The following is a 19,285-nucleotide window of genomic DNA, read 5'->3' on the forward strand; positions in this document are numbered from 1 at the left end:
GGTCGGGATCAGGAGGGTTTCTTGTCCGCCACGGCGGGCTTGACGGTCGTGGCCGGCTTTTCCGGCCTCTTCTCGGCGCTGGCAGCGGGCTTCTGCTCTTCGGCCGCTTCCTTGCTTTCGGCGGTGGGGGTGAGCTGGCCTTCGATCTTGTTGTCCCGCATGTACTGGTCCATCTCGCGCCAGCCGTCGAAGACAGCCGTCTTCAGGGCCTTGGGATTGAGCAGGTAGCACTCCTCGATACCGCGCAGGGCGTAGCGGCAAGCGCCGCCGATGGCCTTGGCCTCGGCTTCGCGCATGGCGATGCGCGGGTCCGGGCCCATGCCGGGGATGTCGCATGCGGCCAGTAGCAGGGCCAGGGCGGTGATGAGCAGGAGGCGCGGCGTCATGGGTTTGCGGGAGGGTGTTACTGAGCTTATCGGCAGTTGGGGCTGTGAGTTGAGTGTGGCATACCCCGGGGCATGAAAAAAAGGCCCCGCAGGGCCTTTTTTGTCAGGGCAGGTGGCTTATTCGCGCTCACCGCCGAAGATGCCCAGCAGGGCCAGCAGGCTCTGGAACACGTTGACGATGTCCAGGTACAGGGCCAGGGTGGCGCTGATGTAGTTGGTCTCGCCGCCGTCGATGATCTGCTTGATGTCGTACAGCATGTACGCGCTGAAGATGCCGATGGCCAGCATGGAGATCACGATCATGCCGGTGCTGGAGCCGACAAAGACGTTGATGATGCCGCCCACCATCAGCACGATGGCGCCGACGAAGAGCCACTTGCCCATGCCCGAGAGGTCACGCTTGATGACCGTGGCCAGGCTGGCCATGACGAAGAACACGCCGGCCGTGCCCGCGAAGGCGGTCATGACCAGGTCGGCGCCGTTCTTGAAACCCAGCACCATGGCGATCAGGCGCGAGAGCATCAGGCCCATGAAGAAGGTGAAGCCCAGCAGCACCGGCACGCCGGCAGCCGAGTTCTTGGTCTTCTCGATGGCGTAGATGAAGCCGAAGGCGCCGCCCAGGAAGACGATCAGGCCGAGGAAGCCGGTCAGGGAGGCGGTGATGCCTGTGGCCACGCCGAGCCAGGCACCGGCGACGGTGGGCAGCAGGCTCAGGGCCAGCAGCCAGTAGGTGTTGCGCAGCACCTTGTTGCGTTCCGTGGCGGAGAGCACCTGGCCGTAGCCGGTCTGTCCGTAGGTTTGAACTTGTTCGCTCATGTCGTCTCTCCTTGTAAGCCTCGCAAGAGGCATTGCACAGTTGCGGCCATTCTAGGCGGATTCAAGGCGCCGGCCGTAATCCACCACGTACCCTGTGTATTTGTCAGGGCTGTTTTGCGACACGGTGCTGCCGAAACCCCGGCATCTGGGGCTATGCTTGCAGCTGTCATTCTTTTGCCCTTTTCCGCCATGCAAACCAAATCCATCCTCCAGCTCGCCGACATCAAGGCCATCGCCGCCGCCGCCGAGGCCGAGGCGCTCAAGAACAACTGGGCTGTCAGCATTTCCATCGTTGACGATGGGGGTCACCTGCTGTGGCTGCAACGTCTGGACGGCGCCGCCCCGATTTCCTCGCAGATCGCGCCGGCCAAGGCGCGCACTTCGGCCCTGGGCCGGCGCGAGAGCCGCATCTACGAAGAGATGATCAACGGCGGTCGTGTTTCTTTTCTCAGCGCCCCGGGCCTGGACGGGCTGCTCGAGGGCGGCGTGCCCATCATGAAGGACGGCCAGTGCCTGGGCGCCGTGGGTGTCAGTGGCGTGAAGTCGGTGGAAGACGCGCAGATCGCGCGCGCCGGTATCGCTGCCATCGGCCTGTAAGTTGCCGCCTTGGCCATGAACAAGGGGCCCGTCAGGCCCCCCTTCATTTGGTCAGGATCAGCTTGCCTTGGCGTGTGGCCTGCAGGCGGTAGACCTCGCCGTTGTGGCGGATCGTGACCGCCTTGCCACCTTGCAGCAGGGCGGCGCTGTCCAGCGGCGGGGCGGCCGGTGCCCGTGCAGCGGCGGCCGTGCAGCCGGGCTGCGCCGCGGCGGTGAGCGCCGGGCTGTGCGGGGAGGCGTTCATCGCTGTCGTCATGCTGCCACCCGTCTTCAGCGCCTGGGCTCGGACACAAAGCCGATCTTGCGCAAACCGGCCTGGTGGGCCATGGCCATGGCCTGGGCCACGCGCTCGTAGCGCACGGCCTTGTCGCCGTTGATGTGCAGGTCGGGCTGGGGCGTGCGCGCGCCTTCGGCCTGCAGCAGGCCCGGTAGGTCGGTATCACTGACCTGGTTGCCGTTGAGGTAGTAGGTGCCGGCGGCGTCGATCGACAGGCGCAGCGTCTCAGGCCTGATCTCCTCGCGCTGGCTCGTGGCCTGGGGCAGGTCCACGTTGACGGCGTGTTTCATCACCGGCACGGTGATGATGAAGATGATGAGCAGCACCAGCATGACATCGACCAGCGGCGTCATGTTGATCTCGTTCATCACCTCGTCGGTGTCGTCCTGGGTTCCGAAGGCCATGGCATCAGGCTTTCTTCATGGGCACGACCTTGGCGTCGCCGCCGCCGACGCGCGCGCCGGTGACGAAGTAGGCGTGCAGGTCATGGGCGAAGCTGTTGAGCTTGCCCAGGATGGACTTGTTGCCCCGCACCAGGGCGTTGTAACCCAGCACGGCGGGGATGGCCACGGCCAGGCCGAGGGCCGTCATGATCAGCGCCTCGCCGATCGGGCCGGCCACCTTGTCGATGGTGGCCTGGCCGGCCACGCCGATGCTCAGCAGGGCGTGGTAGATGCCCCAGACCGTGCCGAACAGGCCGACGAAGGGGGCGGTGGAGCCCACCGAGGCCAGCACGGCCAGGCCGGACTGCAGGCGGGCCGTGGCGTTGTCGATGCTGTTGCGCAGGCAGCGCGTGACCCAGTCGCTGATGTCCAGGCTGTCGTGCAGATGGGCCTTGGTGTTGCGGTGGTGCGCCGCGGCCTCGCGGCCTTCTTCGGCGAGGTTGCGGAAGGGGTTGTCCTCCTGCGAGCCGAGCTTGGCCAGGCCCTCGGCGAAATCGGCGCTGTGCCAGAAGCCCTCGGCCTGGTCGGCCAGCTTCTTGTAACGCACGATGTCGATGGCCTTCAGGAGGATCACCATCCACGACGCCAGCGACATGCCCAGCAGCAGCAGGGCGACACCGCGCGTGACCCAGTCACCCTGGGCCCAGACGTTGAACAGACCGAATTGCGATTCCATAAAAAACTCCGGATAAGAAATTATTCGAGCAGGTAGATGATGGGCACCTCGAACCACATGGCCTCGGGGATGCCGTTGCGTTTGCCCGGTATGTAGCGCCAGCTGCGCACGGTGGCCAGGGCGGACTGGTCCAGCCGGTCATAACCGCTGGAGCGACGGATCTCGACCTGTTCGGCCTTGCCGTCGATGCCGATCAGCACGCGCACCACGACCTTGCCCTGTTCGCCCAGACGGCGGCTCAGGGCCGGGTAGGCCGGTCTGGGATTGTTCAAGTAGGCCGCGTCGCTGGAGGGCAGCTCGATGCGCGCCGGCGCCGGCGGTGCGGCGGGCGTGGCGGCCACGGTGCTGGCCTCGATGGCGGCCGGCGCAGCGGCGGCCGGCGCCGCCGGCGCCACGAGGGGGGAGGGCTCCGGGGGGGCGGTCTGCTGCGCTTGTACCGGCTGCGCCTGCGGCTTGGGCGGCTGCGGCTCGAGCTTGCGCGGCGGGGTCGGCGCCTGTGACTGACGGGTCTGCTGCGGCGCAGGCGGGCTGATGATGTCGCTCAGGATTTCACCCGGGATGATGACCTCCACCGCGCGGCGCATCAGTCCGGACTGCAAGGCCCACAGCACGAATACGTGCAGCACCACCACGCTGGCGGCGATGAGCATGCGACGGTTCATGAGGGGTGGTTTGGCTGCGGTGAGTTTCATATTGTCGGGTGTCGGCCGCTGAGGCCGCAGGATGTCGCTATTTCCTGAAGATCCAGCAGGAGGCCAGCGCAACAAGCGCCAGACTGCCGAGGAGGATCAGGGCCGACATGATGTGAGAATTATAAATGAGAATTATTCTTATTTATTGAGTCGTCTCAAACTTCTTGCCCGGGTGTTGCGCCATTCACGGCCTTGAGGCCTGGTGTGGCGAGCAGGGCCGGTGTCACTTCCTGCAGCGTGCGGCAGCCACACAGAGCCATGGCAATTTCAAGTTCATCACGCAGCAGGCGCAGCACATGCGCCACGCCTACCGCACCGGCATTGGCCAGGCCGTAGACGTAGGGCCGGCCCAGCAGCACGGCGCTGGCGCCCAGGGCCATGGCCTTGAGCACGTCGGTGCCGCGGCGTATGCCGCCATCGACCAGCAGGGGCAGGGCGCCGCCCAGCGCGTCGGCGATGCGCGGCAGCACGGTGGCCGTGGCCGGCACGGTGTCCAGCGTGCGTCCGCCGTGGTTGGAGACCACCAGGCCGGCGATCTTCAAGGCCGTCGCCTGGCGCGCATCATCGGGATGCAACACGCCCTTGAGCAGCACCGGCAGGCGGGTCTGGGCCTGCAGCCAGGCCACGTCGTCCCAGGTGGGTGCATGGCGCAGCAGGCCGTCGAAAAGCGCACTCTGGCCGGCGTCGAGTCTGGGCGGCGGCGGCAATGGCATGCCGTCCAGGTTGACGGCCCTGATGCCTGATGGAAGATGAAAGCCGGCCCGGCGTTCGCGGTCACGCGCACCGCTTGTGGGCGCGTCCACGGTCAGCACCAGGGCCTCATAACCGGCGGCCTCGGCACGTTGCACCAGTTCGCGGGTGTAGCCCCGGTCCGGCTGGAGATAAAGCTGGAACCAGAGGGGGCCGCGATCCGGCTCGTTCAGCAGGGCACGGGCGACTTCTTCCAATGAAACACTGGCCTGGGTGCTGAGCACCAGGCCAGCGCCCAGGACGGCGGCGGCGTGGGCCGTGGCCAGTTCGCCATCGGGGTGGGCCAGCTTCTGGTAGGCCACGGGGGCCAGCAGGATGGGGTGGGCCAGGGTATGGCCCAGCAGCTCTACGCGGGTGTGGCCACCGGCCAGGGGTTGCAGCACGCGTGGCAGCAATGTCAGCTGGTCCCAGGCGCTGCGGTTGGCGCGCAGGGTGAGTTCGTCGGCGGCGCCGCCGCTGAAATAGGCCCAGGCGTTCGCGTCGAGCCGCGTGCGCGCCTGGCTTTCGTGGTCGGCCAGCGTGACCACGCCCTCGGGCACGCGTGCCAGCACGGGGGGCGTGCTCATGTGTCGGCCCACATGCGCAGCAGGTTGTGGTACGTGCCGGTGAGCGCCGTGGTCTCGGCGTTTTCGCCGTGTTGCTGACGCAGCTTGAGCAGGTTCATGTCCAGCTCGTAGAGCAGACGGCGCTGTTCGTCGCTGCGCACCATGCTTTCGACCCAGAAAAAACTGGCCAATCGGTGGCCTCGGGTCACGGGCAGCACTTCATGCAGGCTGGAGCTCGGGTAGAGCACCATGTCTCCCGCCGGGAGCTTGACCTTCTGGGCGCCAAATGTATCGTGGATGGTGATCTCACCGCCTTCGTATTCTTCCGGATCCGCCAGAAAGAGTGTGCAGCTCACATCGGAACGCACGCACTGGCTGGGGGTGCGCGAGTGCATGACCGCTGCATCAACGTGCTGGCCGTAATACCCCGTTTTCCCGCCGTAACGGTTGAAGAGCGGATTGAAGATCTTCTTCGGGAGCGTGGCCGAGAAGAAAGTGGGGTGCCGCTTGAGGGCCTGCCGTACCAGCGTCTGCAAACGCTGCGATTCGGGACTGTCCTGAGGAAGCTGTTCGTTGTTCTTGACCTGCAGGGCTTGGGAGCCCGCAGTCGCTCGACCATCCCGCCAGGACGCACGCGCAAGCTCTGCGCGAGCCTGCTGGAGCTCATCGGCCGTCAGGACATTGGGGACATGTATCAGCATGGCGGGGTTTGAAAAAAGACCTGGGACCTTGCGGGTCCCAGGTCTGGAGCTCGTTTCCTTCGATCCAGTTTATTCGAATTGCAGCTTGAGGGTCAGCTGCGCCGAGCGGGCGGCGCCAGGGGTGTAGAAGCTGCTGTACAGACCATCGGCATAACGCTCATCGGTGGCGTTGTTGATGTTCAGCCGTACCGAGGTCGATCCGTCGATGGTGTATTCCGCCATCAAGTCCAGCGTGGTGAACTCCTTGGCGTTCAGGTTCTTGTTCGTCAAGGGTGTCTGACGACCGCGGTAGTTCACACCCGCGCCCAGACGGAATTGCGAGCTGATCTTGTAGGTGTTCCAGAGGCTGCCGCTGTGCACGGGGGTCAGACCCGGGCGATCCCCGGCCTGTGGCGTGTTCACGTTGGTGGTGTAGACGGCCTCATCGACCTCGGCATTCGGGATCCAGGTCCAGGACAGGAAGGTTGCCCGGGCCGAGGTGATTCGACCGGCGACATTCAGATCCACCGCCCGCGGCGTGGCGTTTGCCGGAGAGCAGTTCCTGGGTGGCGGCAGTGTCCGGATCGGTGTTGCGCTCATTGTATTTCTCGGAGTAGAAAAGCGAGGTCGACAGCATGAGCTTTTTCTCGAACAGATCGAACTTGCTGCCGAATTCGATATTCCGACTTTGCTCGGGCGCGGTGTTGGCCACGCGAGACGTGGGCGAGCCGACGGCGTATTGGTAGGTGTCGCCGGACACGTTGTAGGACGTGCCGTAGGAGGTGTAGTAGGACGACCAGTCGTTGGGTTGGTACATCGCCCCCAGACGCGGGCTCCACAAGGAATCGGCGCGGTTGTTGCTGTCGCCGGTGGCGGTGTAGTAGCTTGCCGTGAACTGGTCGTTGCGCAGACCCCCGATCAGTTTGAGGGTCGGCGTCAACTCCAGCGTGTCTTGCGCATAGACACCGATGTTGCGGGCATTGAACTTGTTCATCGGCGCATCGCCGTGCGGGTCGGTACGGAATTCGCCGTCATTCGGGGTGCCGACGGCAGTGGTCAGTGCGGCGCCCGTTGCATTGCCTCCGGGGTAGTTGTTGTTGCGCAGGGCGTTTTCGTTCGACAGGTCGATGCCGGTGATGATCTGGTGCTTCAAGCCCCACACCTTGAGGGTGTCGCTGTAGTCGCTTTGCAGGTTGCTGATCGTGCTGTAGCCGATGCGGCCTTTTTGCCCGCGGGTGATGGAGGTGCTGTCGTCGACGGCACTGGGCGAGGTGGGCGCCGTGGTGAATCGGAGGGCGCTGGCCCAGAGGTCGCGGTAGTACTGGCCGTGGCGCAGGGTGGTTTTCAGTTCGCTGCGATCGTCAAAGCGATGGGTGTGGCTCAGCGTGCCGTAGGTGGCCGAACCGCGGTTGTAGTCGCTGGCCAGTCCGTAATAGTTTTTGGAGTCCAGAACCGTCTGGATTTCGCCGCCGCTGGCCAGCCAAGGCAGGCCATAGACAGCACGGTTGTTGTATGCCAAGTGATAGAGACTGACCAGGAATTCATCCCGGGCGCCGATGCCCCAGCGGTAGCCCGGAGCAATGCCTGTTTTGCTGATTTTGGCGCCGTAGTTTTCGGCTTCGTGGGTCATCACATTGAGGCGGAAAGCGGCATCGTCGTCGGTCTTGAAATTGAAATCGCCGGTCATCCGGCGCTCATGGCCCGTACCGATGGTCGTGTTCACCTCGTGCGAGGTCATCAGGAAAGGGACTTTGTTGACCTGGTTGACCACCCCCCCGGTGGAGCCGCGGCCGAACAGCATCGATGCCGAGCCCTTGAGCACTTCGACGCGGTCGTAACCACGGGGCCCAGTGTTTTTTCCCTTGTTTCGTCGGGGCTCTGGGCCAGCGCGCTCATGGAGCCGGCCAGCAGCATGGCGCCCAGGGGTAGCAGCGCGGTCGATGCGCGGGGCTGGGTGGCCGTGGTCTGTTTGATGTCGGAGGGGGTGGATTTCTTCCTGTTGTGTTGCCGTTTTGACATGATTGGTTGTAGTGCCTGGATTTGAAATGACGATGGCCGGCTACAACCGTCGTGAGCCCGTGGGATTCAGCGGCGTGGCTTGCTGTTGCGGATGGGGCCGGACGCGCGTCGGCGTACAGTGGAAAAACGACGTCAGTACATTGGATGAGAACGGTTTTTTTCTGAGTGGGCGCTTTGTCTGGACTCGGACGCAAGGCTCATACCAACGAGGACAGGGCGGTCAACAGCCCGATCATCAGCGCGCCCAGGCTGGTGAAGATGGCCAGCGTGCGCACCGTGTGCAACTGGGTCCAGAGCAGCAGGCCGGTGATCGAGAGCAGGATCAAGGCGCCCGCTATGGTGTCGGTCAGCAGCACCCAGAAGGTGTTAACGCCCACTGACATGTGCAGGCGGGTCAGCGTGCCGATGAAGGTGGCGTCGATGTGATCCAGGCGCACAAAGCTGTTGCCGACGAAGTATTCGGCGTTGACGCCGCGCTGCGGACTGTGCAGGCTCACGTTCCAGCGCTCGGGCTGGGAGAGTTCGCGATCGCCCCAGACTACCGTGCGGGTCGGCTGGGATTTGACCTGGGTGATCTGCGCGGGCTGGAAGCGCAGTTCCTGCTGCAGCCAGGCCGCCAGTTCCTGCGCAGAGCCGGGGCGCTGCGTGGGCAGCGTGAGTTGTACGCTCGTCAACACGGATTTTTGCACCGGAATCGCCAGAATGGCGCGGTGGTTCATCAGAAAGCCGGTGGCACCGAAGAACAAGCCCAGCAGCGCGCCCCACAGCCCGAGGTAGAGGTGGGTTTTGCGCAGCCAGGTCAGGGCGATGGCGCGTCGGCTGCGCCGCTGCGGTGCCGCCGCCGCCGGCGTATCGGTCTCGGTGCGCGATGATGCGTCGGTGTACATCGCTCAGTCCTTTTTTTGCTGCGCAGGAATGGCCGGACCCGCATCGGGGCCAGCCGTCCGGACGAAGCTGTAGGTGTAGTGCTGGCGCAGATTGTCGTAGCGTTGGCCCGCGAATTCGCCCGGGGTCTTGTCGACGTGCAGCACATGCAGCACGTACAGGCCGCGCCAGGGAGTGTTGATGCGCACGCGTCCCCGGGCGTCGGTCTGGTGTTCCTGCACCCAGGTGTTGGGCGCGATCACCTCGAGTTTGGCGTGCGCCAGGGGCCGGCCGCGGTAGACCACGGTCCATGTGTCGGGTGTTTGGCCCTGCACATCCAGCGTCAGCTGGGACGCTCCGGTGGCGGGCGCGCCATGGCGCGCGTAGTAGTTGATCTTGACCTGCCCCAGGCCGTTGGCGGCGAGGTCGCGCACGGGCAGTGATTCTTCCTGGACCAGCAGGCTCGCGGCCTGGACCGGCGCGGCCAGCGCGAGGTGTCCGGGTGTGCGGCGCAGCGCGACGGCGCGGGTGGCCGCGTCGCTGGCAGACATCGCAAAAGCCCGCACGCCCTGGATGCTGTCGAGCCGGCCGGGGCTGCCTTCCTTCAGCGCGGCCTCGGCCTCGCCGTAGAAGAGCCGCGCGCCGTCCTCGGCGGGCTCGATCCAGAGGTAATGGGCCTGCGCGATGCCGGCTGCGAGCAGAAGACCGGATGCGACGAGGCGCGACAGCAGGCGCGAAGGCATGCGGGTCTCCTCAGAAGGAATAGCGGGTGGTCAGCTGCCATGCGCGCGGCGCGCCGGGCAGGTTCAGGTTGCCGTTGCTGCCATGGCCGGCGATGATGTAGGCGCGGTCGAACAGATTGGTCAGGTTCAACTGCACGTCGAATCGCTTGACCCGATAGTAGGCCATGAGGTCTGCCGTGGTGTAGCCCGGCAGGGTGATGGTGTTGCCCGCGTTGGCGTAGCGGTTTCCGACTGCGTTCACGCCGCCGCCGGCACCGAAGCCGCCGCCCAGGGTCTTGGTCAGCCACAGATTGGCGCTGTGCATGGGCGTGAGCGTGGCGCGCTTGCCCTCCACGGGCTGGCCCGAATCGACCGCGGCCGAGGACGTCATGCGCGAGTCCAGGTAGGCGTAGCCGGACCAGACCTGCCAGCCCTTCGGCAGATCGCCGCTGAAGGTCAGTTCCAGGCCGTTGGTGGCTTGCACGCCGATCGGCACGAGCTGGTTGGTGGCCGGATCGGTGGTCTTGATATTGGTCCGCTCGATCTGGAAGACCGCTATGCCGGCGTTGGCCGCGCCTTCGAAGAAGCCGATCTTGGAGCCGACTTCACGGATGGTGGTCTGCTCCGGCTCCATGGCCGCGTTGTTGGCGGCCAGCGGGAAGGCTTCGGCCGAGGGCTGGAAGGAACGGCTGACCGAGACGTAGTAGGAGGTGTTCAGCGTGGGCTGGTAGACCAGGCCGGCGCGCGGGCTCCAGGCGCGGTCAGTGCGGCTGAGGTTGGGCTGGCCCGCGCGCCGTTCTTCGGTCGACTGTTCGAAGATGTCGTAGCGTATGCCGGCCAGTGCCCTCCAACGGTCTGACAGGGTGATCATGTCCTGCGTGTAGGCGCTGGCGACCGTGAGGATTCCAAGGTTGTCGGTCGAGGGGGCGGCCGTGACGTTGAGGGGCAGGACGGGCAGCACGGGATTGAACAGCGAGACGGTGGCGACGTTGGTCTGGGTGCGGAACACCTGGTCCTTGTTCTGCCGACCGATCTCCACTCCGTAGAGCAACTGATGCGACATGCCCGCCAGCGCGGTCTTCTGGGTCAGTTCGGTCTGGTTGAAGAAACCGTTTTCCTGCCGGCGCACGTTGCTGCGGTTCAGCGAGACCGTTTGCGCCGCCTCGTTGACCGAGCCCACCAGAGTGTTGTTGCGGTCGAGCGAGTAGGTGTACTGCCGGAAGGCGTTGCGCGCGGACCATGCGCCGTCGATGCGGTGGTCGAGCGTGAAGCCCGTGGAGGTGACGGTGGACTGCGAGTAGTCGACGTCGCGCGCGTTGGCCGCGCCGTAATAGGTGCCGGCGGGCACGTTGACCGGTGCGCCCTGGTAGGCGGGGATGCCGAAGTCGGTCACTCGGCGGTCCGACAGCGTCTCGGCCTGGATCAGCAGGCGTGTGTCGGGGCTGAGCTTGAGCAGGAGCGAAGGCGCCACGGCCTGGCGCTTGAGGAACTGCTGGCTGCGGTAGCTGTCGGCGTTTTCGGCCGCGCCCGTGATGCGGAACGCCATCCCGCTGTCATCGTCCTTGCGGGCCAGGTCGAATTCGCCGCGCACCTGGTTCCAGCTGCCGATCTGCAGGCCGACCTCGCTCTTGTCGATGCCGGGCTTCTTGGTGATGCGGTTGATCAGCCCGCCCGAGGAACCCCGGCCGTAGAGCACCGAGGCAGGGCCCTTGATGACTTCGACCTGCTCGATGTTGGAGAGGTCGCGGAAGTACAGCGCGTCGTCGCGCAGGCCGTCGACGAACTGGTCGGCGATGGCGGTGAAGCCGCGAATCGTGACCTGGTCGCGCTGACCGTCGCCTGTGGACAGACCGACGCCCGGAACGCTCTTGAGCACGTCCTGCATGGAGTGGGCGGCCTGGTCGCGCAGGATGGCCTGGGGCACCACGTTCACAGTCTGCGGGATGTCGCGCAGGGGGGCTTCGATTTTGGTGGCGCTGACAGCGGTCAGGGGGTTGTACGTGGGCGCCGATTCGCGGCTGTCGCTGATCCGGATTTCGCCCAGGCTGCCGACCGAGGCGGCAGGGGTTTCGCTTTGCGCCTGCGCGGAGTGGAAGGATTGCTGAAGGCCCAGCGCGATCAGCAGCGCGAGCCGGCTCTTGTTCATGGCCATGGTGTCACCTGAAAGTTTGAAAACGGTGGCTGGCTTAAGTCGGTCGCAAGCGGGGCGCCCAGAATTTGGCTGGCTGAAGGAGGAGGAAATCAGGCATTACTTTATCATAATAGTAATCATTATTATTATCATTAATATTAAAATAGATGCTGACCCTCTCCGGTCCGATTGGGTCGGAGAGGGGTTCTGTTCTGTATAGGAGAGGCGGGCTATCGAGGTCCGGGCCACGTTGGGCCCGGGACGAGCCCGACCGGAGAGAGGGCGGCGATGCCGTGAGGACTTCAGTAACTCAGCCGCTCGGGCCGGATCTCCTGCAGGATGGTGGTGGCGATCTCCTCGATCGATTTGGTCGTCGTCGAGAGCCAACGGATGCCGGCGCGCCGCATCATGGACTCGGCCGCTGCCACTTCCATGCGGCAGTTCTCCAGTGAAGCGTATTTCGAGTTGGGGCGCCGTTCGTTGCGTATTTCGCTCAGGCGATCCGGGTTGATGGTCAGGCCGAAGATCTTGGCCTTGTGGGGTGCCAGGGCCGGCGGCAGGTGCTGGCGCTCGAAGTCTTCGGGGATGAGTGGGTAGTTGGACGCCTTCAGGCCGTACTGCATGGCCAGGTAGAGCGAGGTGGGTGTCTTGCCGCTGCGGCTCACGCCCACCAGGATCACATCCGAACTTTCCAGATCCTTGTTGGACTGGCCGTCATCGTGCGCCAGCGAAAAATTGATGGCCTCGATGCGGTCATGGTAGGCCTGGCTCTTGCTCACGTCGCTGAAACGGCCGATGCGGTGATTGGACTTGATGCCCAGTTCGTCCTCCAGCGGGTTCACGAAGGTGCCGAACATGTCCAGCATCATGCCCTGGCAGCCCTCGTTGATGATCTGGTGCACCTCCTCGTTGGCCAGGGTGGTGAACACGATGGGCTTTTTACCCTCCACCTCGGCCGTGTGGTTGATCTGGCGCACCGCCTGATGTGCCTTGTCCATGGTGTCGATGAAAGGCAGGCGCACATGGCGGAACTGGACTTCGAACTGGGCCAGGATGGCGTTGCCGAAGGTCTCGGCCGTGATGCCGGTGCCATCGGATATGAAGAAAACGGTGCGGTTGGGCATGGTGGACGGGCTCGCGCCAGGAAATTGTTATCGAGTTACATGCAAAAACAGCATGGTTTCCGCTGGGGGGGAATAAAATTGCGGATTCACCCATAGATTCTTCCATGCCCCGCACCGCCCCACCAGAAAAAGAGCAAAGGCTGGCCGTCGGCATGGGCGCAAGCGGCATCGCGCCGGCTTGTGCACCCCGGTTTTTAAACTCTGGAGCTCTCCCATGTCTGCACTTTTCAGCCCGACCGCCCTGGTCGTACCGTTTGAAAACCTGAGGATGACCGACGTCGAGGCGGTAGGCGGCAAGAACGCCAGCCTCGGCGAAATGATCTCGCAGCTGCCCCAGGGCGTGCGCGTGCCCACGGGCTTCGCGACCACGGCCCACGCCTTCCGCGAGTTCCTGAAGCACGGCGGCCTGGCCGACCGTATCAACGCCAAGCTCGACGTCCTGGACACCGAGGACGTGCGCGCCCTGGCCACGGTGGGTGCCGAGATCCGCGCCATGGTCGAGGCTCAGCCCTTTCCGGCCGACCTGGAAAAGGCCATCCGCGAAGACTACGCCAAGCTGTCCGCCGGCAATCCCCAGGCCTCCTTTGCCGTGCGCTCCTCCGCCACCGCCGAAGACCTGCCCGACGCATCGTTCGCCGGCCAGCAGGAAACCTTCCTGAACGTGGTGGGCGCCGACGAGGTGCTGCACAAGATGAAGGAGGTCTTCGCCTCCCTCTACAACGACCGCGCCATCAGCTACCGCGTGCACAAGGGCTTCGCCCACGCCGATGTGGCCCTGTCGGCCGGCGTGCAGCGCATGGTGCGCTCGGACCTGGGCGCGGCCGGCGTGATGTTCACCATCGACACCGAGTCCGGCTTCGAGGACGTGGTCTTCATCACCTCCAGCTACGGCCTGGGCGAGACAGTGGTGCAGGGCGCGGTGAACCCCGACGAGTTCTACGTGCACAAGCCCATGCTCAAGGCCGGCAAGCGCGCCGTGGTGCGCCGTAACCTGGGCTCCAAGCTGATCCAGATGATCTTCTCCACCCCCGAGGAAAAGAAGGCCGGTGGCAAGCTGGTCAAGACCATCGATGTGCCGACCGAGCAGCGCAACCGTTATTCGCTGAGCGACGCCGACGTCGAGCAGCTGGCCAAATATGCCTTGGTGATCGAGCAGCACTACGGCCGCCCCATGGACATCGAGTGGGGCAAGGACGGCACCGACGGCCTGCTCTACATCCTGCAGGCCCGCCCCGAGACCGTGAAGAGCCAGGCCGCCGGCACCGCCGAGATGCGCTACAAGCTCAAGGGCCAGAGCGCCGTGCTGGCCGAAGGCCGTGCCATCGGCCAGAAGATCGGCACCGGCCCGGTGCGCCTGGTGCACAACATCAGCGAGATGGACAAGGTGCAGCCCGGTGATGTGCTGGTCACCGACATGACCGACCCGAACTGGGAACCCGTGATGAAGCGCGCCAGCGCCATCGTCACCAACCGCGGCGGCCGCACCTGCCACGCGGCCATCATCGCGCGCGAACTGGGCATCCCGGCCGTGGTCGGTTGCGGTGATGCCACCGAGAAGCTCAAGGACGGCACGCTGGTGACGGTGAGCTGCGCCGAAGGCGACACCGGTCACATCTACGACGGCCTGCTCGAGATGGAGGTGACCGAAGTCCAGCGCGGCGCCATGCCCGAGATCGACGTCAAGATCACGATGAACATCGGCAACCCGCAGCTGGCCTTCGACTTCGCCCAGCTGCCGAATGAAGGTGTGGGCCTGGCGCGCCTGGAGTTCATCATCAACAACAACATCGGCGTGCACCCCAAGGCCATCCTGGAGTACCCGAACATCGACGCCGACCTGAAGAAGGCGGTCGAGTCCGTGGCCCGCGGCCACGCCTCGCCGCGTGCCTTCTACGTGGACAAGGTGGCCGAGGGTGTGGCCACCATTGCCGCAGCCTTCTGGCCCAAGCCGGTCATCGTTCGCCTGTCGGACTTCAAGAGCAACGAGTACCGCAAGCTCATCGGCGGCAGCCGCTACGAGCCCGAGGAAGAGAACCCCATGCTGGGTTTCCGCGGCGCCGCGCGCTACCTGAGCGTCGACTTTGCCGGGGCCTTCGCCATGGAGTGCGAAGCCATGAAGCGTGTGCGCGAGGAGATGGGTTTGACCAACGTCGAGCTCATGGTGCCCTTTGTGCGAACCCTGGGCCAGGCCAGGAAGGTCATCGACCTGCTGGGCAAGCATGGCCTCAAGCGCGGCGAGAACGGACTGAAGATCATCATGATGTGCGAGGTGCCGAGCAACGCCATCCTGGCCGACGAGTTCCTCGAGTACTTCGACGGCTTCTCGATCGGCTCCAACGACCTGACCCAGCTCACCCTGGGCCTGGACCGCGATTCCGGCATGGAGCTGCTGGCGGCCGACTTCGACGAGCGCGACCCTGCCGTGGAAGCCATGGTGGCGCGCGCCATCGCGGCCTGCCGCAAGCAGAACAAGTACGTCGGCATCTGCGGCCAGGGCCCCAGCGACCACCCGGACTTCGCCAAATGGCTGGTGGAGCAGGGCATCACCTCGCTTTCGCTGAACCCGGACTCGGTGGTCGAGACCTGGCAGAAACTGGCCAGCAAGTGAGATTCGGCATGGCGGCTGGCATCAACGAACTGATGACGGCGCCATGCTGAACCGGGCGCCGGACGGGGTGGGAACAGGGCGGTCAGGATGGCCGTCCCTGCGCAGCGCGCTGTTGCTGCTCTGGTTCCTGACCTCCTTCGGCCTCCTCTTTTTTGCGCGCGACCTGCAGCAGGTCGTGTTCGGCTGGCCTCTGAGCTACTGGTTTGCGGCCCAGGGCGCGGTGATGGTCTTTGTCGTGATCACCGCTGTTTTTGCCCGGGTGACGAACCGCCGTGACCCCCAAGGCGTGGCGTCCATGGACGCGCAGGCCTACGCCGCCTACAAAAAGCGCCTGCACCGCCTGTTCGCGATCTACGTGCTGGGCCTGCTGCTTTTCCTGGGCCTGCTCTCCCTGGCGGAGTTCTGGGGATTGTCGCGAAACTGGATCGGCGCGGTCTTTCTGTTCGTGACGGTGGCGCTGTATGCCGCGATCGGCATCTACAGCCGCACCACCGTGGCCTCTGAATACTATGTCGCCGGGCGCCGGATTCCAGCGGTCTACAACGGCATGGCAACGGCGGCCGACTGGATGAGCGCAGCCTCTTTCATCAGCCTGGCCGGCGGGCTCTACCTGCAGGGCTTCTCGGGCACCGAATCGCAATCCGGCGGTCTGGCCTATGTGCTGGGCTGGACGGGCGGCTTCTGCCTGGTGGCCCTGCTGGTCGCCCCCCATTTGCGGGAACGGGGGCTTTACACGATTCCGGATTTCTTCGAGCAACGTTTCGGTGGGGCCTGGCCGCGCAGGATCGCCGCGCTGGCCGCTGTGCTGTGCTCCTTCACCTATGTCGTGGCGCAGATCTACGGGGTGGGTCTGATCACGTCGCGCCTGACCGGGGTGCACTTCGAGATCGGCATCATGCTGGGACTGGGCGGGGTGCTCGTGTGTTCCTTTCTGGGGGGCATGCGGGCCGTGACCTGGACCCAGGTCACCCAGTACGTGGTCCTGATCCTGGCCTTCCTGATCCCGGTGTCCTGGCTGGCCTACAAGCAGTTGGGCAATCCCCTGGCGCCACTGGTCTACCAGCAGCAGCTGGCGAAGATTGCCGCCATGGAGCAAAAGCTGATCGAATCGCCGGCCGAGCAGGAGGTCATCCAGGAGTACCTGCGCCGGGCGCGTGATTACGAGCGAAAGTTGCGCAATGTGGACGAGGCCTTGCAGGCCGAACGGGCCCAGCTCAAGGAGAAGCAGCGTCTGCTGAGCGAGTCGCGCGCCGACTACGATTCGATGGTGGCGCTGCGGCGCGAGCAGGCCCAGTTGCCCAAGGATGCCAACGCCGCGCGTGAATTGTGGACACGCGCCATGCAGGAGAACCTGAGCCGGGCCAAGCCGCTGGCGGGCATGCCGCCGCATGCGCGACCCTTTGCCGGTGATCCCGAGGGGACGGCCCAGGAGCGTGCGGCCTTTGACAGCTCACGCCTCAATTTCCTGGCGCTGATGTTCTGTCTCATGGTGGGAACGGCCGGCATGCCGCATCTGCTGACCCGCTACTACACCACGCCTTCGGTGGCCGAGACCCGCAGTTCGGTGGGCTGGTCCCTGTTCTTCATTTCGCTGCTGTACGTGGCGGCGCCGGCCCTGGCCGTGCTGGTCAAGTTCGAGGTCATGAGCCATCTGGTGGGGCAGAACTTCGATGCCTTGCCGACCTGGATCGTCCAGTGGGCCCGGGTCGACAGCTCCCTGCTGTCGATCAGCGACGTCAATCACGACAACCGGCTGCAATTCTCCGAACTCAAGCTGGGGGCGGACATCGTGATGCTGGCGACGCCGGAGATCGGTGGCCTGCCTTATGTGATTTCTGGTCTGGTCGCGGCCGGCGGCCTGGCGGCCGCCCTGTCCACGGCCGACGGACTGCTGCTGACCATAGGCAATGCCCTCTCTCACGATCTGTACCGCAAGATGGGCAAGGATGCCCAGGCGAGCGAGATGCGGCGCGTGATCATGTCCAAGTTCACCCTGCTGGTCGTGGCGCTGGTGGCGGCCTATGTCGCCGCGCTCAAGCCGGGCGATATCCTTTTTCTGGTGTCGGCCTCCTTTTCGCTGGCGGGCAGCGCCTTTGTGCCGGTCATGGTGCTGGGCATCTTCTGGCGCCGGACTTCCCGCCTGGCAGCCGTGGCGGGCATGCTGTCCGGGGTGGGGGTCACCGGCTACTACATGCTGATCAATTCCCCACCTGTCCAGGCGGCGCTGGGGCTGGCCGGCAACAGCCTGTGGTTCGGCATTCAGCCGATCTCCGCCGGTGTCTTTGGCATTGCGACAGGCGTGGTGGTGACCGTGCTGCTCAGCCTGCTGGCGCCCTCCGGCCGGCCGCTCACTGAATCGGGGGCAAATCAGCTATAATGCTCGGTTCCCACCTTGCTGCACCCCAGTCGACGCCGGGGGCGGCTTCCATCCACAAGGAGCATCAATGCGTCATTACGAAATCATCCTCATGATCCATCCGGATCAGAGCGAGCAGGTTCCCGCCATGCTCGAGCGCTACAAGGGCATGATCACCACCGGCGGTGGCAAGATCCACCGCGTTGAAGACTGGGGCCGTCGTCAGATGGTCTACATGATCAACAAGCTGGCCAAGGCCCATTACCTGTGTCTGAACATCGAGGCCGACCAGGCCGTGATGGCTGAACTGGAGCACGCCTTCAAGTTCAACGACGCCGTGCTGCGTCACCTGACGGTTCTGAAGAAGAAGGCCGACACCGGCCCGTCTTCCATGATGAAGACCGTCGAGCGTGAAGACGCCCGCAAGGCCCAGCAGGCTGAATTCCAGGCCTGATCGTTAAAAGGAGTGAACCCCGGCGCCAACCAGCTGGACCTGAATGCTTCGATCGCAGAGTTGAGTGCCATGCGATACACCCCGGCCGGCGTGCCGGCCTTGGACCTGAGGCTCGAACACGAGTCGATGCGCCAGGAAGCAGGACAGGAACGGCAGGTGAAAGCCAGCGCCAAGGCGGTTGCCTTTGGCGCCCTGGCCGAGCGGCTTGCGAAGCAGGCGGTCGGCAGCAGCTGGAGGTTCCAAGGCTTCGTCGCCACTCCCCGTAACGGCAAGAACCTGGTGTTCCACATCCAAGATTTCAGTCAAGATTAAACAGGAGGCCCCATGGCCACGTTCAAGAAGTTCAACAAAGACAAGCGTCCCAAGCGCAACACCCAGTCGCTGCTGTTCAAGCGTAAGCGCTTCTGCCGCTTCACCGTCGCTGGCGTCGAGGAAATCGACTACAAGGACATCGACACGCTGCGTGATTTCGTCGCCGAAAACGGCAAGATCATCCCGGCTCGCCTGACCGGCACCCGCGCGATCTACCAGCGCCAGCTCAACACCGCCATCAAGCGCGCGCGTTTCCTCGCGCTGCTGCCCTACAGCGACCAGCACAAGATCTAAGGAGTAGAACCATGCAAATCATTCTGCTCGACAAGGTCGTGAACCTCGGCAACCTCGGCGAAATCGTCAAGGTCAAGGACGGCTACGCCCGCAACTTCCTGATCCCCTCGGGCCGCGCCCGTCGCGCCACCGAAGCCGCCAAGAAGGACTTCGAAGCCCGCCGCGCCGAACTGGAAAAGGCCGCTGCCGCCAAGCTGGCTGAATCCCAGGCACTGGGCGAGAAGCTGGCCGGCACCACCCTCAAGCTGACCCAGAAGGCCGGCGTGGACGGTCGCCTGTTCGGCTCCGTCACCAACTTCGACATCGCCGAAGAACTGGTCAAGACCGGCTACCAGGTGAGCAAGGCCCAGGTGCGCATGCCCAACGGCCCGATCAAGATGGTCGGCGACAGCACCGTCAGCGTGGCCCTGCACACGGACGTGGTCGTCGAGATCAACGTCTCGGTGTACGGCGAAACCGCCTGATCCGGTTGATCCCCTGAAAGCCGCCGGGCCCTGGCCCAGGCGGCTTTTTTCATGGCGACGCGGAAAAACTTATCC

At 64.6% G+C, this 19,285-nt stretch carries 21 protein-coding genes; 7 read left to right on the forward strand and 14 right to left on the reverse strand.

What is annotated here, in order from left to right:
- Nucleotides 1–8: 8 nt before the first annotated feature.
- A complete protein-coding gene (locus tag ACYVH8_RS10245; protein WP_460488756.1) occupies nt 9–386 on the reverse strand; it encodes a hypothetical protein in 378 nt (125 codons plus the stop codon).
- A 117-nt stretch (nt 387–503) separates the two neighbouring features.
- Nucleotides 504–1,202 carry a Bax inhibitor-1/YccA family protein gene (locus tag ACYVH8_RS10250; protein ID WP_460488757.1) on the reverse strand — a complete coding sequence of 233 codons (699 nt, stop codon included), beginning with the start codon at nt 1,200–1,202 and terminating at the stop codon, nt 504–506.
- Nucleotides 1,203–1,391: 189 nt separating this feature from the next.
- Here ACYVH8_RS10250 and ACYVH8_RS10255 point away from each other — a divergent pair, with 189 nt between their 5' ends.
- The gene (locus ACYVH8_RS10255; RefSeq protein ID WP_460488758.1) at nt 1,392–1,799 is read left to right on the forward strand and encodes a GlcG/HbpS family heme-binding protein; all 408 of its coding nucleotides are present in this window, start codon (nt 1,392–1,394) and stop codon (nt 1,797–1,799) included.
- Between the two features lie 43 nt (nt 1,800–1,842).
- Here the strand turns inward: ACYVH8_RS10255 and hemP are convergent, their stop codons facing one another.
- The 12 genes from hemP to ppsR form a co-directional block, all read right to left on the reverse strand.
- Entirely contained in the window at nt 1,843–2,055 is a 213-nt protein-coding gene (hemP, locus tag ACYVH8_RS10260) for a hemin uptake protein HemP (protein WP_460488759.1), read from the reverse strand.
- A gap of 14 nt (nt 2,056–2,069) precedes the next feature.
- A complete protein-coding gene (locus tag ACYVH8_RS10265; protein ID WP_460488760.1) occupies nt 2,070–2,480 on the reverse strand; it encodes an ExbD/TolR family protein in 411 nt (136 codons plus the stop codon).
- A 4-nt stretch (nt 2,481–2,484) separates the two neighbouring features.
- The gene (locus tag ACYVH8_RS10270) at nt 2,485–3,195 is read right to left on the reverse strand and encodes a MotA/TolQ/ExbB proton channel family protein (RefSeq protein ID WP_460488761.1); all 711 of its coding nucleotides are present in this window, start codon (nt 3,193–3,195) and stop codon (nt 2,485–2,487) included.
- A 20-nt stretch (nt 3,196–3,215) separates the two neighbouring features.
- Complete coding sequence (locus tag ACYVH8_RS10275; protein WP_460488762.1) at nt 3,216–3,887, reverse strand: energy transducer TonB; 672 nt, start codon at nt 3,885–3,887, stop codon at nt 3,216–3,218.
- A gap of 155 nt (nt 3,888–4,042) precedes the next feature.
- Nucleotides 4,043–5,203, reverse strand: a complete 1,161-nt coding sequence (locus tag ACYVH8_RS10280; protein ID WP_460488763.1) for an alpha-hydroxy acid oxidase — start codon at nt 5,201–5,203, stop codon at nt 4,043–4,045.
- A complete protein-coding gene (locus tag ACYVH8_RS10285; protein WP_460488764.1) occupies nt 5,200–5,883 on the reverse strand; it encodes a Fe2+-dependent dioxygenase in 684 nt (227 codons plus the stop codon). The genes ACYVH8_RS10280 and ACYVH8_RS10285 overlap by 4 nt, the downstream gene beginning before the upstream one ends.
- Nucleotides 5,884–5,952: 69 nt before the next feature.
- Nucleotides 5,953–6,390 (reverse strand): TonB-dependent receptor domain-containing protein, encoded by a 438-nt coding sequence (locus ACYVH8_RS10290; protein ID WP_460488765.1) that lies wholly within the window; start codon nt 6,388–6,390, stop codon nt 5,953–5,955.
- Complete coding sequence (locus tag ACYVH8_RS10295) at nt 6,305–7,663, reverse strand: TonB-dependent receptor (protein WP_460488766.1); 1,359 nt, start codon at nt 7,661–7,663, stop codon at nt 6,305–6,307. The genes ACYVH8_RS10290 and ACYVH8_RS10295 overlap by 86 nt, the downstream gene beginning before the upstream one ends.
- Before the next feature lie 415 nt (nt 7,664–8,078).
- Nucleotides 8,079–8,768, reverse strand: coding sequence for a PepSY-associated TM helix domain-containing protein (locus tag ACYVH8_RS10300; protein ID WP_460488767.1), 690 nt, complete (start codon nt 8,766–8,768; stop codon nt 8,079–8,081).
- A gap of 3 nt (nt 8,769–8,771) precedes the next feature.
- On the reverse strand, nt 8,772–9,488 hold the full coding sequence (locus ACYVH8_RS10305; protein ID WP_460488768.1) for a hypothetical protein: 717 nt from the start codon (nt 9,486–9,488) through the stop codon (nt 8,772–8,774).
- A gap of 10 nt (nt 9,489–9,498) precedes the next feature.
- A complete protein-coding gene (locus ACYVH8_RS10310; RefSeq protein ID WP_460488769.1) occupies nt 9,499–11,619 on the reverse strand; it encodes a TonB-dependent receptor in 2,121 nt (706 codons plus the stop codon).
- 281 nt (nt 11,620–11,900) lie between these two features.
- On the reverse strand, nt 11,901–12,722 hold the full coding sequence (gene ppsR, locus ACYVH8_RS10315) for a posphoenolpyruvate synthetase regulatory kinase/phosphorylase PpsR (protein ID WP_460488770.1): 822 nt from the start codon (nt 12,720–12,722) through the stop codon (nt 11,901–11,903).
- A 214-nt stretch (nt 12,723–12,936) separates the two neighbouring features.
- On the opposite strand from ppsR, the gene ppsA reads away from it, so the two are divergent.
- The 6 genes from ppsA to rplI all read left to right on the forward strand — a co-directional run bounded on the left by ppsA (nt 12,937) and on the right by rplI (nt 19,210).
- The gene (gene ppsA, locus ACYVH8_RS10320; protein WP_460488771.1) at nt 12,937–15,330 is read left to right on the forward strand and encodes a phosphoenolpyruvate synthase; all 2,394 of its coding nucleotides are present in this window, start codon (nt 12,937–12,939) and stop codon (nt 15,328–15,330) included.
- A 43-nt stretch (nt 15,331–15,373) separates the two neighbouring features.
- On the forward strand, nt 15,374–17,707 hold the full coding sequence (locus ACYVH8_RS10325) for a VC_2705 family sodium/solute symporter (RefSeq protein WP_460488772.1): 2,334 nt from the start codon (nt 15,374–15,376) through the stop codon (nt 17,705–17,707).
- A gap of 67 nt (nt 17,708–17,774) precedes the next feature.
- A complete protein-coding gene (gene rpsF, locus ACYVH8_RS10330) occupies nt 17,775–18,140 on the forward strand; it encodes a 30S ribosomal protein S6 (RefSeq protein ID WP_057675696.1) in 366 nt (121 codons plus the stop codon).
- A 12-nt stretch (nt 18,141–18,152) separates the two neighbouring features.
- Nucleotides 18,153–18,452, forward strand: a complete 300-nt coding sequence (priB, locus tag ACYVH8_RS10335) for a primosomal replication protein N (RefSeq protein ID WP_460488773.1) — start codon at nt 18,153–18,155, stop codon at nt 18,450–18,452.
- A 12-nt stretch (nt 18,453–18,464) separates the two neighbouring features.
- Nucleotides 18,465–18,746, forward strand: a complete 282-nt coding sequence (rpsR, locus tag ACYVH8_RS10340) for a 30S ribosomal protein S18 (RefSeq protein ID WP_298420805.1) — start codon at nt 18,465–18,467, stop codon at nt 18,744–18,746.
- An 11-nt stretch (nt 18,747–18,757) separates the two neighbouring features.
- Entirely contained in the window at nt 18,758–19,210 is a 453-nt protein-coding gene (gene rplI / locus ACYVH8_RS10345) for a 50S ribosomal protein L9 (RefSeq protein WP_460488774.1), read from the forward strand.
- The last annotated feature ends 75 nt before the right edge of the window (nt 19,211–19,285 follow it).

This window comes from Curvibacter fontanus, assembly GCF_054780335.1.

Excerpts from the sequence above, each read along its gene's own strand:
- ACYVH8_RS10255 (WP_460488758.1), top strand. The coding sequence starts at position 1,392 with ATGCAAACCAAATCCATCCTCCAGCTCGCCGACATCAAGGCCATCGCC.
- ACYVH8_RS10285 (WP_460488764.1), bottom strand. The coding sequence starts at position 5,883 with ATGCTGATACATGTCCCCAATGTCCTGACGGCCGATGAGCTCCAGCAG.
- rpsF (WP_057675696.1), top strand. The coding sequence starts at position 17,775 with ATGCGTCATTACGAAATCATCCTCATGATCCATCCGGATCAGAGCGAG.
- ACYVH8_RS10280 (WP_460488763.1), bottom strand. The coding sequence starts at position 5,203 with ATGAGCACGCCCCCCGTGCTGGCACGCGTGCCCGAGGGCGTGGTCACG.
- ppsR (WP_460488770.1), bottom strand. The coding sequence starts at position 12,722 with ATGCCCAACCGCACCGTTTTCTTCATATCCGATGGCACCGGCATCACG.
- ACYVH8_RS10245 (WP_460488756.1), bottom strand. The coding sequence starts at position 386 with ATGACGCCGCGCCTCCTGCTCATCACCGCCCTGGCCCTGCTACTGGCC.
- ACYVH8_RS10300 (WP_460488767.1), bottom strand. The coding sequence starts at position 8,768 with ATGTACACCGACGCATCATCGCGCACCGAGACCGATACGCCGGCGGCG.
- ACYVH8_RS10325 (WP_460488772.1), top strand. The coding sequence starts at position 15,374 with ATGCTGAACCGGGCGCCGGACGGGGTGGGAACAGGGCGGTCAGGATGG.
- ACYVH8_RS10310 (WP_460488769.1), bottom strand. The coding sequence starts at position 11,619 with ATGGCCATGAACAAGAGCCGGCTCGCGCTGCTGATCGCGCTGGGCCTT.
- rpsR (WP_298420805.1), top strand. The coding sequence starts at position 18,465 with ATGGCCACGTTCAAGAAGTTCAACAAAGACAAGCGTCCCAAGCGCAAC.
- hemP (WP_460488759.1), bottom strand. The coding sequence starts at position 2,055 with ATGACGACAGCGATGAACGCCTCCCCGCACAGCCCGGCGCTCACCGCC.
- ACYVH8_RS10250 (WP_460488757.1), bottom strand. The coding sequence starts at position 1,202 with ATGAGCGAACAAGTTCAAACCTACGGACAGACCGGCTACGGCCAGGTG.
- ACYVH8_RS10295 (WP_460488766.1), bottom strand. The coding sequence starts at position 7,663 with ATGCTGTTCGGCCGCGGCTCCACCGGGGGGGTGGTCAACCAGGTCAAC.
- ACYVH8_RS10265 (WP_460488760.1), bottom strand. The coding sequence starts at position 2,480 with ATGGCCTTCGGAACCCAGGACGACACCGACGAGGTGATGAACGAGATC.
- ppsA (WP_460488771.1), top strand. The coding sequence starts at position 12,937 with ATGTCTGCACTTTTCAGCCCGACCGCCCTGGTCGTACCGTTTGAAAAC.
- ACYVH8_RS10305 (WP_460488768.1), bottom strand. The coding sequence starts at position 9,488 with ATGCCTTCGCGCCTGCTGTCGCGCCTCGTCGCATCCGGTCTTCTGCTC.
- ACYVH8_RS10270 (WP_460488761.1), bottom strand. The coding sequence starts at position 3,195 with ATGGAATCGCAATTCGGTCTGTTCAACGTCTGGGCCCAGGGTGACTGG.
- rplI (WP_460488774.1), top strand. The coding sequence starts at position 18,758 with ATGCAAATCATTCTGCTCGACAAGGTCGTGAACCTCGGCAACCTCGGC.
- ACYVH8_RS10275 (WP_460488762.1), bottom strand. The coding sequence starts at position 3,887 with ATGAAACTCACCGCAGCCAAACCACCCCTCATGAACCGTCGCATGCTC.